Origin of the sequence: Bradyrhizobium sp. SHOUNA76 (assembly GCF_023006445.1) — a bacterium.
Taxonomy (GTDB): Bacteria; Pseudomonadota; Alphaproteobacteria; order Rhizobiales; family Xanthobacteraceae; genus Bradyrhizobium.
In genome coordinates this window covers 1-9,993 of record NZ_JALBHA010000206.1, presented here as the reverse complement: position 1 = coordinate 9,993, position 9,993 = coordinate 1, and the positions used below count along the sequence as shown (strand labels likewise).

13 protein-coding genes and 1 pseudogene are annotated in these 9,993 nt (G+C 63.7%); 4 read left to right on the top strand and 10 right to left on the bottom strand.

From position 1 onward, the window contains the following. Positions 1-120: 120 nt before the first annotated feature. The 7 genes from MOV74_RS20730 to MOV74_RS20700 all read right to left on the bottom strand — a co-directional run bounded on the left by MOV74_RS20730 (position 121) and on the right by MOV74_RS20700 (position 5,581). On the bottom strand, positions 121-1,389 hold the full coding sequence (locus tag MOV74_RS20730) for an AAA family ATPase (protein ID WP_246926135.1): 1,269 nt from the start codon (positions 1,387-1,389) through the stop codon (positions 121-123). Next, complete coding sequence (locus MOV74_RS20725; RefSeq protein WP_246926134.1) at positions 1,386-2,120, bottom strand: CpaD family pilus assembly protein; 735 nt, start codon at positions 2,118-2,120, stop codon at positions 1,386-1,388. The genes MOV74_RS20730 and MOV74_RS20725 overlap by 4 nt, the downstream gene beginning before the upstream one ends. 20 nt (positions 2,121-2,140) lie before the next feature. Continuing rightward, complete coding sequence (locus tag MOV74_RS20720; RefSeq protein ID WP_246926137.1) at positions 2,141-3,616, bottom strand: type II and III secretion system protein family protein; 1,476 nt, start codon at positions 3,614-3,616, stop codon at positions 2,141-2,143. An 11-nt stretch (positions 3,617-3,627) separates the two neighbouring features. Continuing rightward, positions 3,628-4,425 carry a Flp pilus assembly protein CpaB gene (gene cpaB / locus MOV74_RS20715; protein WP_246926133.1) on the bottom strand — a complete coding sequence of 266 codons (798 nt, stop codon included), beginning with the start codon at positions 4,423-4,425 and terminating at the stop codon, positions 3,628-3,630. 128 nt (positions 4,426-4,553) lie between these two features. Then, on the bottom strand, positions 4,554-5,078 hold the full coding sequence (locus MOV74_RS20710; protein ID WP_246926132.1) for a prepilin peptidase: 525 nt from the start codon (positions 5,076-5,078) through the stop codon (positions 4,554-4,556). A gap of 123 nt (positions 5,079-5,201) precedes the next feature. Beyond that, positions 5,202-5,342, bottom strand: coding sequence for a hypothetical protein (locus MOV74_RS20705; RefSeq protein ID WP_246926139.1), 141 nt, complete (start codon positions 5,340-5,342; stop codon positions 5,202-5,204). 74 nt (positions 5,343-5,416) lie between these two features. Beyond that, the gene (locus MOV74_RS20700; RefSeq protein ID WP_027544253.1) at positions 5,417-5,581 is read right to left on the bottom strand and encodes a Flp family type IVb pilin; all 165 of its coding nucleotides are present in this window, start codon (positions 5,579-5,581) and stop codon (positions 5,417-5,419) included. Between the two features lie 269 nt (positions 5,582-5,850). On the opposite strand from MOV74_RS20700, the gene MOV74_RS20695 reads away from it, so the two are divergent. The 4 genes from MOV74_RS20695 to MOV74_RS20680 all read left to right on the top strand — a co-directional run bounded on the left by MOV74_RS20695 (position 5,851) and on the right by MOV74_RS20680 (position 8,785). Then, complete coding sequence (locus MOV74_RS20695) at positions 5,851-6,678, top strand: sterol desaturase family protein (protein WP_246926128.1); 828 nt, start codon at positions 5,851-5,853, stop codon at positions 6,676-6,678. Positions 6,679-6,833: 155 nt separating this feature from the next. Beyond that, positions 6,834-7,331 carry a pilus assembly protein N-terminal domain-containing protein gene (locus tag MOV74_RS20690; RefSeq protein ID WP_246926126.1) on the top strand — a complete coding sequence of 166 codons (498 nt, stop codon included), beginning with the start codon at positions 6,834-6,836 and terminating at the stop codon, positions 7,329-7,331. A gap of 234 nt (positions 7,332-7,565) precedes the next feature. Beyond that, the gene (locus MOV74_RS20685) at positions 7,566-8,147 is read left to right on the top strand and encodes a TadE/TadG family type IV pilus assembly protein (protein WP_246926124.1); all 582 of its coding nucleotides are present in this window, start codon (positions 7,566-7,568) and stop codon (positions 8,145-8,147) included. Positions 8,148-8,170: 23 nt separating this feature from the next. Continuing rightward, positions 8,171-8,785 carry a TadE/TadG family type IV pilus assembly protein gene (locus MOV74_RS20680; RefSeq protein WP_246926121.1) on the top strand — a complete coding sequence of 205 codons (615 nt, stop codon included), beginning with the start codon at positions 8,171-8,173 and terminating at the stop codon, positions 8,783-8,785. A gap of 102 nt (positions 8,786-8,887) precedes the next feature. Here the strand turns inward: MOV74_RS20680 and MOV74_RS20675 are convergent, their stop codons facing one another. From MOV74_RS20675 to MOV74_RS20665, 3 genes and pseudogenes are all read right to left on the bottom strand, one after another. Next, positions 8,888-9,100, bottom strand: coding sequence for a cold-shock protein (locus MOV74_RS20675; RefSeq protein ID WP_194404462.1), 213 nt, complete (start codon positions 9,098-9,100; stop codon positions 8,888-8,890). A gap of 267 nt (positions 9,101-9,367) precedes the next feature. Continuing rightward, positions 9,368-9,655, bottom strand: coding sequence for a translation initiation factor IF-1 (gene infA, locus MOV74_RS20670; protein WP_008131890.1), 288 nt, complete (start codon positions 9,653-9,655; stop codon positions 9,368-9,370). Positions 9,656-9,679: 24 nt separating this feature from the next. Continuing rightward, positions 9,680-9,993, bottom strand: a pseudogene (locus tag MOV74_RS20665) (RNA helicase); the annotation flags it as partial.

Here is a 9,993-nt window from a genome sequence, read left to right as displayed (position 1 = left end):
CGACACCGTCGGCGCCGGAGCCTGGGCAGGCTCGGGCGACACGGCGCCGGGCTTGGGCGCCCGAAGGTCGGTGTCTGTTCCGCTACGCTTACCAAACACTTAACAACTCCATGCGGTGGCTTATTTTCCCCGCAACTTGTCAATCAGGGGTGAAAACAGGGACGACTTTTGTTTCTTGGTCTCGCTGCGGCCGGTCAGGCGCTGGGCGATTTGAAGGAACATCTCGATCGACTTGTGGTTGGCGGAGATCTCCGCGATCATCTGGCCGTTGTTGGCCGCCGAGCCGAAGATGTGCGGCTCGAACGGGATCGAGACGATCGGCTGGCTCTCGATGGCCTTGGCGAACTCCGCGGCGGCGATTTCGGGTCGCTTCGGCACGCCGACCTGGTTCAGGCAGTAGAGCGGCGGTCGGTCGTTGGGACGCGCGGCCTTCAGCAGATCGAACAGGTTCTTGGTGTTGCGCAAATTGGCGAGGTCGGGAGCGGCCACGATCAGGATGTCATCCGCTCCAATCAAGGCGCGCTTGGTCCAGCCCGACCATTGATGCGGAATGTCGAGCACGATGCACGGCATGGTGGAACGCAGCGTGTCGAATACCGAGTCGAATGCGTCGGTGCCGAAATCATAGACCCGGTCGAGCGTCGCCGGCGCCGCCAGCAGGCTGAGATGGTCGGTGCATTTCGACAGCAGGCGGTCGATAAAGGCGGTGTCGACGCGATCGGGTGAGAACACGGCGTCGGCAATGCCCTGCGGCGGATCCTGGTTGTAGTCGAGCCCGGCGGTGCCGAAGGCGAGGTCGAGATCGGCGACGACGGCGTCCATTGCGAGGTCGCGCGCGATCGCCCAGGCGACATTGTGGGAGATGGTGGAAGCCCCGACGCCGCCCTTGGCGCCGACTACGGCGATGATGCGGCCGACCGCCTTGGCTTCCGGCGCCGAGAACAGGTTGCAGATCGAGCGCACGACGTCGATCGCGCCGACCGGCGCGAGCACATAGTCACTGACGCCGCGGCGCACCAGCTCGCGGTAGAGCGTGACGTCATTGATGCGGCCGATCACGACCACGCGGGTGCCGGCGTCGCAGACGGTGGCGAGCTGGTCGAGCCCGCCCAAGAGGTCGTTGCGGCCGTCGCTCTCGAGCACGATCACGTTCGGCGTGGGAGCCGAGCGGTAGGCTTCGACCGCGGCCGCCATGCCGCCCATCTGGATCTTCAGATGGGCCTTGCCGAGGCGGCGATCCTCGCCGGCCGACTGGACCGCGGCAGCAGTTTCCACGGTCTCGCAAAAGGCCTGGACGGAGACGCGCGGCGCGGGCGCAATATGCTCCTCGACCGGCGGAGGACCTGCTTCCGGCTGCTCTTCGTGTGTCTGGCGAGCGTAGCTGATCATTTGCCGGTGTCGCTGAGTTTGGCCTTGTCGGCGTCGGGATAGGTGGTCGATGTCGAGAGTCCCTTGCGATACTTCTCAAGACCGGTGATGCGTCGGGCCGTGTAGGACGGCGTTTCGGGCCGCGGCTGCTCAAGGTCCGACGGATTGTCGACCATCGCTGCGAGGTTGCGCTGATAGGCGCAGCCGTAATTGTAGTAATCCTTGTTCTCGAACCACCTCTTGTTCTTCATCGAAGGGCCGATGTCCTCCGGCCACAGGCCGCATGGACCCGCGACCGCGGCGATCTTGGAATAGGTGAGCCGGATCGGCGGCAGGAAACGTTTGTCTTCCGGCTGGTAGGGGTGAATGTTCACGCCGCGCGGCGGAACGCCTGCGCCCGCCAGCATCGCCTGGATTTCACGCATCGTGTCCGCAACCGGACGCGCGTTGGGCGTGCCGGAGGGCACGTCGATACGGATGGCGCCCGTACCTTCGTGCAACCATGCCGAGGCCACACCCATCACGTCCGCGCGCTGGGCGGCGGTCAATCCGCCGCGGGCATGGCCGACGAAGACGACGATCGAGCGGTTCTGCTCCTCGACCGCGATCGGATGGCGCTGCTTGTAGTCGTCGGGAATGGAGGCGGTGAGGACTTCGTCGTGCTGGCAGCCGCCGAGCGCCAGCGCCATGCCGACGAGCGCGCCACCGAGGCGGATGGCGCGTTTGCGAAGCTGGGGTGGTCTTGTGATCATCGTGAAGTCCCCGTTCCGCTTCAGTCGGTGATGAAGCCATAGGTGCCGCGGTAGTTTTTGGCCGGTTCGGTTCGGCCAGGCACGCCATAGATCCGGTTGATGTTGCCGATCAGCTGAGCCTGCGGATCCGCCGGCGGGGCAAAGCCGTCATCCGGTCGCGACAGATCCTTCGGCGCCACCGCGCGAACGACGTAAGGCGTTACGATCACGACGAGCTCAGTCGCGTTGTTGACGAAGTCGCGGCTGCGGAACAGCGTGCCGAGGATCGGGAGCTGCATCAGTCCCGGCAGTCCGCTGACCGCCTGCTTGGTCTGCTGCTGGATCAGGCCGGCCATCGCCATTGCGCCGCCGGAGGGAATTTCCAGCGAGGTCTCCGCGCGGCGGGTCCTGATCGAGGGCACCGTCAGCGAGTTCACCGACGTCGAGGTCACCGCCTGCGACAGCGTGATCGCGTTTTCGTTCGAAAGTTCGGAGACCTCGGTCATCACCCGCAGGCTGATCTTGCCTTCGCTCAGCACCACGGGGGTGAAGTTGAGCGAGATGCCGAACTTCTTGAAGCTGATCTGGGTGGTACAGACATGCGTGGTGGGATCGCACGCATAGCCTGCCGGGACCGGGAATTCACCGCCGGCGATGAACGTTGCCGATTCACCGGAGATCGCGGTCAGGTTCGGTTCGGCCAGCGTGCGGATCACGCCCGCGGTTTCCATCGCGCGCAGGGTGGCCTGCACCGACGGCGCGCCGCCGAACTTCGTGGTGAGATTGTTGCCGTCCACGAGGTTCTTGCCGAGAGCCGTGAACGGATTCGAGTTCGAGAAGCTCACCACGGAGGTGCCGTAGTTGAGGTTGGCGGTCAGGTCGATGCCGAGCTGCTTGACGATGGTGCGCTGGACCTCCGCCACCGTCACCTTGAGCATGACCTGGTCGCGGCCGCGGACCACGATCGAGTTCACCACCTTGTCGGCGCCGCCGGCCAGGCGCGCGGCGAGATCGTTGGCCTGCTGCGCTTCCAACGGGTTCGCCGCCGTGCCGGTCAGGATGATGCCGTCGCCGAGCCCGTCGATCTGGATGTCTGAATTGGGCAGGACCTGCTTCAGCGCGGCGCGCACGCCGTTGAGGTCGCGCTTGACCGCGATGTCATAGGCCGCAATCTGCTGACCGGCGGTATCGAAGAACACGATATTGGTCTGGCCGACCGCGGCGCCGATGATATAGGCGCGCTGCGCCGAGCGGACCACCGCATTGGCGATCTTGGGATCGGCGACCAGCACGTCCTTGATGTCGCGCGGCAGGTCGATCACGATGGACTTGCCGACGCCGAGCGAGAGGAAGCGCGCGTTCATCTGGCCGTCCGCTGCGGCCGACGCCACGGGGCGGTAATCGGCGGCGACCACGGGGGTCAGAACCGGGTTGAGCGCCAGCGCGACAGCGGCCGAAAACGACAGGGCGCGGACCATGGAGGTCCGCATCGTCGTCAAATCCACCCTGCATTTCATATCGACTGTCTTCATCGTGCCTTCGCCGTCTGACTTGGAATGCCGTAGCGAATGATCGAAACACCGTCCCGCTTCTGCGCGGAGTCATCGAGCGTGATTTCGCTCATCTTGACGTCGACGATGCTGCGCAGTGCCAGCGACAGCGTGCCGCTCTGGCGGGACGCCGAAAGCGTTGCGGTCTGCGCGGGATTGAGCTCGAGGGTGACGGTCTTGCCGACCACCGCGTTCTGGCCGTCCTTCTCCTTCGGCGCCTGATCGATGGCGAGGACGCGGATATTGGCCAGGATGATCTCGGAGGTGACGACGTCGGGGGCGCCGCTGCTCTGGTCCGGGTTCTTCAGCCGGCGCGTGAGTAGGACGTCGACGCGATCGTTGGGCAGGATGAAGCCGCCCGCGCCGGTCTCCGGCGAGATTTCGGTCGAGATCGCCCGCATGCCGGTGGGCAGGATTGCCGCCATGAAACCGGAACCCTCGGCCTTGACCAGCTTCTGGTCGCGAATCGGTTCGCCCTGAATGAAGGGCGCGCGCGCGATCGAACCGGCGACCTGGGTCGCGCCCTCGGGACGCTCGTTGCGGCGGATGAAGATGGCGCTGGCGGTCGCGGCCGGCCAAGTCTGCCATTGCACGTCTTCCAGCTTCACGGTCTGGCCGAGGCCGATGTCGTTCTTGGCCACGAGAACGTCGACGGTCGGGAGCTGCGCGACCGGGGCCGGAGGCGGCGCAGAATTGTCCGAGCCGCTCGCCAGGTACGCGGCGACGCCGCCGGCGCAGATGGCGACCGTCAGGACGACAATGCGTGCCCTATTCATACGCTTCACTTTCCAACAAAACGCCGCGACGCTGCCGCCGCCGTAATCGGCAGTTGACCAGCTATTCGTCAAAGCATGGTTAATGAGGCGTATCTAAATCGCCTTAGCGCCCGGTTTACCCAGTGCGTTCAGCGCAGTGCGAGGTGGGCGAGGTCGATCGCCTTCACCCATTCGGTCTCCGGGTAGACCATCAGCGCGCTCAGGGCGAGCGCGATGCCGTAGGGGATTCCGCTCTCCTTGGCGTGCAGCCGCGCGAGCCAGGCCTGACCCGCCAGCCCGTAGGGCAGCGGCCATTGCCGGAACTGGAGCAGGAGCAGCGTCAGCGCGCCGCCGAACAGCGAGGCGTAGAGCAGGAAGTTCATCAACTGCGCGAACCCGAACCAGAGCGCGACCGAGGCCGCGACCTTGGCGTCGCCGCCGCCGACCCAGCCCATCGCAAAGCAGGTGAAGGCCACGACCAGGAGAAGCGCGCCGGCACCGACATGACTCAGCATCTCGTAAGGTGCCATGCCACCGGCGAGGGCAAGTGCGAAGAAGCCGGCGACCAGCGCCAGCGACACACGGTTCGAGATCGTCATCGTGAAGAGATCGCTCGCGGCGGCGAACGCCATCAAGGCCGGGAAGAGCAGAAGGCGCGCAAGGTCGAGGATCATGGGCTGCGTCTTGAGGCCTGGGTTTGCGGCGGGAACTGGCGTCGGGCGATGCTAGCCGGCAGTGCTAAACAAACCGACAACGGCAGTATGGGTCGCGCGCGGCCGAAGCCGCCGAACGCGTGCTCACCAGAGGCTGGCAATGCGCGCGGCGAGCGCGACTGTTGCAAGCAGCAGGGCAAGGCAGACCCAATAGACCGGTGATCCGGCCTGCGCCGCCCCTGCCTCGTTCGCCGCGACCGCGGCATCGGTTCTGTACTCGCGCAACGCCACTGGAACTCGCCGTCTTCAAAAACAAAGGCCCCGGAGATCCGGGGCTTTTGCCGTCGTTCGTCGGTCGCTTACTTCAGCGACGTGCTGATCGAGGTGAACTTGGTGTTCAGCGTGGTGCCGAGATTGTTGACGACGGTGATGATGGCCAGCGCGATGCCGGCGGCGATCAGACCGTATTCGATGGCGGTGGCGCCGGATTCATCCTTCGCGAAACGTGCAATCAAGTTCTTCATGAACAAAACTCCATCTGGGGTGAAGATCGCCTCGTTCGGCGCCGTCTTTGACCCGATGACCATGAGAGCCGAGCTCTTTCGGTGGAGTTAATTCGATCAAGCAAACCCGTTTCTGGCGCGCTGCTTCCGCCCAAAGTGAATTTCGCCTTAAGGCTGCGGCTGCAATTCGCTCCGGTTCCAGATGCAGCGTGAGCGCGGCGGCGGCTTCACCCTCCCTTAAATCTAGCGGAGTAGGCGTAGGAGAACTGGAATCCGCAAGAGAGGCGACGATGTCGAGCCTGCCCATGCAAGTCGCCTTGATGCTCGGCGAGACCATCGTGAAGGTGATCCCGGTCACCTTCGCGCTCGCGGCCGTCTTCACCGTGCTCGAGCATTTCTGGGCTTGCAATCCCGGCGCGCCGTGGTGGCGCAAGCGGGAGATCATCACCGACATCTGTTACTGGTTCTTCGTTCCGGTGTTCGCCCGCACCATGCGGATCGGACTTCTGATCGTCGGCGCCAGCGCCATCTTCAACATCCACGATGCCGACGGGCTCATCGCCTTCTACGACAATGGCCACGGCCCGCTGGCGCAGCTGCCCCTGTGGGTGCAGGCTCTGCTATTCCTGATGCTGTCTGATTTCATGCTGTATTGGCTGCACCGGCTTTTCCATGACGGCGGCTTCTGGAAGTACCACGCCGTCCATCATTCGTCGGAGGAGATCGGGTGGATTTCCGCGGCCCGCTTCCATCCCGTCAATCTTATGCTCGGGACGATCAGCGTCGACGTCGTGCTGCTGATGGCCGGCATCTCCCCGAACGTCATGATCTGGGTCGGCCCGTTCACCACCTTCCATTCGGCCTTCGTGCACGCCAACCTGAACTGGACCTTCGGACCGTTCAAATATTTGCTGGCAACGCCGGTATTCCACCGTTGGCACCACACCTCGCTCGAAGAGGGTGGCAACACGAATTTTGCCGGGACGTTTCCGATCTGGGACGTGCTGTTCGGCACCTTCCGCATGCCGGCGGGGCAGCTGCCGCAGGACTACGGCAAGGACGAAGCGACCATGCCGAAGGAGTTCGGGGGCCAACTGGCCTATCCGTTCCGCCGCTAGGATTGGAATATCGGGCCGGAAACGCCAGTCCGTTCAAACAATAGTCGGCGAGTTTGCGGAACGTTCACGAATTAAGGGCAGGTTACCCGGGTCGGGCACTGGCTCCGCTGTATCTGGTCGCTTCTGCCGGTTTGTGATGTCCCGGGGGTAAGAGTATGCGTAAAGAATTGCTGCGCCGTCATGCGCGCGTCTGTCTTCTGGTTGCCGCCGCAGTGCTGGCATCGCCGGCTGCCGGCCTCGCCGAGCCCACCGCCGACACCATCGCCGTCAATGTCGACCAGGCCAAGCTGGTACGGCTGCCCGGCAAGGTAGCGACCATCGTGGTCGGCAATCCCCTGATCGCGGACGTCACCCTCCAGCCCGGCGGCATGATCGTCGTGACCGGCAAGGGCTACGGTGCCACCAATTTCATCGCGCTCGACCGGAGCGGCGAGATTCTGGTCGACCGCCAGATCCAGGTCGAAGGTCCGAGCGACCGGCTCGTCACCGTCTATCGCGGGATCGAGCGCGAATCCTACAGCTGCGTGCCGATTTGCCAGCGTCGTGTGACGCTCGGCGACAGCGACAATTACTTCAACAACACGATGAGCCAGGCCGGTTCGCTGAGCAGCAATGCCAGCGGCAACGCCGGTGCGGGCACCAAGTCCAACTAGCCAGGTCGACTGGCGGGTTGACCCGGGCAGGATCGCCTGAGTCCGCCAGGGCATTTTCCGGACTGTCAGGGCGAGGTCTCTCCGCGCGCGCCGTCTTCGATGCATGCGGGCGTGCATGGATAACGCATCCTTAACGATGCCGTCCGGCGGGCGTGAATCGCCTGCAACACTTAAACAATCAGTTTTAGCTATTGAACCAAGCAGAGGATCGCCGCTGCTGGGGAATTTGACGCGATGCCATCGCTTCCGCCTACGAGGTTCACGCTCCGGACAGCGCTATCCCGGTTTCATGGCAGCCGCCGCGGCTCCGCGGCGGTCGAGTTCGCGCTGGTCGCTCCGATTTTCTTCGCGCTGCTGTTCGCCATCATCGAGACGGCGCTGGTGTTCTTCGCAGGCCAGGTGCTCGAGACCGTCACCCAGAATTCGGCGCGTGCCATTCTGACCGGCCAGGCGCAAGCGCAGGGCGGCTCGGTGGCAGCCTGTCAGACCACGCCCAACGTGGTCGCGGCGTGCGATCAGACCACGTTCAAGACCTATGTCTGCAGCCAGATCCCGGCGCTCTTCGATTGCAGCAAGCTTTACGTCGACGTGGTGAGTACCAGTTCCTTCACGGCGCTGAACCTCACCAGTTACGGCGATTCCTGCAACTTCAATCCGACCGGCGTGCAATACAATCCCGGCAGCTCCAGCCAGGTCGTCGTGGTGCGGATGTTCTATCAGTGGCCGCTCTTCGTCACCGGCCTCGGCTACAACATCGGTTGCAGCAGCAAGCGACTGCTGGTCGCGACCGCTGCCTTCAAGAACGAACCCTTCTGAGGCAGATGGATCTGAGCGGACCAATGCAGGCGATTAAAAATTTCTCGAGGAATGCCCGCAGTTCGGTGCGCGACTTCGTCGCCGACAGCCGCGCGCTCGCGGCGACCGAATTCGCGGTCATCGTGCCGCTGATGCTGGTGATGTTCTTCGGTACCGTCGAATTCTCGTCGGCCGTGGCGATCGATCGCAAAGTCACGTTGATCGCACGGACACTGTCCGATCTGACATCGCAGTCGACGACGCTGACCGATTCCGACATGCAGAACGCGTTCACGGCGAGCATCTCGATCATCATGCCTTACGACGCTACGCTCGTGAAAGGCTCGATCTCCCAGATCTACATCGATGCCAACAGCATTGCCACGGTCCAGTGGAGCAAGGCCGGCACCATTGCGAGCGGTGCGACGCAAGCTACGCTGGCGACCTCGGCTCGGAAGGCCGGCGACAAGGTGACCAGCGAGCTTCCCTCGACGCTGTTGATTCCGTCGACCTACCTCATACTCAGCGAGGCAAGCTACACTTACACACCTTCCGTGGGTTACGTGTTGAAGTCGAGCATACCGCTGAGCGATCTGTCCTACACGCGGCCGCGCCAGGTCACCTGCGTTCCCTACAACGGCGTACCCTCCTCGTGCTGACATCCACGAGCAGGCCCTCGGAATGAAAAAGGCCGTGCGTTGCGCACGGCCTTTTTGTTTGCTTTGGCTGGCGCAAGCCGATCGGGCCAAGCGCCCGGCGGTTCAGCCTGCGTCGCGCAGGTTGTCCGCTGCCGACTTGCCGGAGCGGCGGTCGGCCACGATCTCGTAGGAGATCTTCTGACCTTCACGCAGCGTGCCGAGGCCTGCGCGCTCGACAGCGCTGATGTGAACGAACACGTCCTGGCCGCCATCGTCGGGCTGAATGAAGCCGAAGCCTTTGGTCGCGTTAAACCACTTCACGGTTCCCATGCTCACGGGGGTAGTCCCTTCTCAGATAACACAATGTTGGAGCCCGCTCGCGCAGGCCGGTTAGATCGAATTTTTGGAAGGGTCGTCAGCGTGTCTGAACCGGCTGTACCGGTGGATGCTAATGTCGTCCGGCCGAAAATCGATAAATTCATTTTATCGGAATTGAGGCCTCAAAACAATCCGGCCATGCACGATTTTTTGATCCGCCGCGAGGTCCACGGCGGATCGATAGGCTGGCCGGAATCTTGCTGCCGCTCGCGCGCCAGCAACCGCCTAACGACGGCGGAACTGGCCGCCGCGCTGGCCCGGACGAGGCGGTCCACCCACCCCGCTGGGACGTTCGTCCTTGTGGCGGAAAATCAGCCGGCCCTTCTCGAGGTCATAGGGCGACATTTCCACCGTCACGCGGTCGCCCGCCAGCGTCTTGATGCGGTTCTTCTTCATCTTGCCGGCGGTATAGGCAACGATCTCGTGTCCGGCGTCGAGCTGCACGCGGTAGCGGGCGTCGGGGAGGATTTCGGTGACCAGTCCTTCGAACTGGATCAGCTCTTCCTTAGCCATGTGGGTGTCTCCAGTCGTGGACTGTTAGTTCGAATGAGGATTGCGGTTCGGTCGGCCGTTGGGGCGACTCTCGCGACGCAAAAAGGCAACGCCTTGTATTCCATCAGGCTTGCCGGCGCTATGCGCGGGACGCTGTTCCGACCGATCGGCGGGTGAGGAGTTCATCTTACCACCGGAACCGCGGTGGCGGCGAGACCCCTTGGAGGCCTTGTGGCCTTCACCGGGCCTGCCATCAACAGGTCTGCCCTCGCCATGGCGTCCTTCGCCGGGCCGTCCGTCGCCCTGCCTGCCGGCGCTATGATGGCGTCCGTCGGCATGCCTGTCGTCGCCACGCCGCC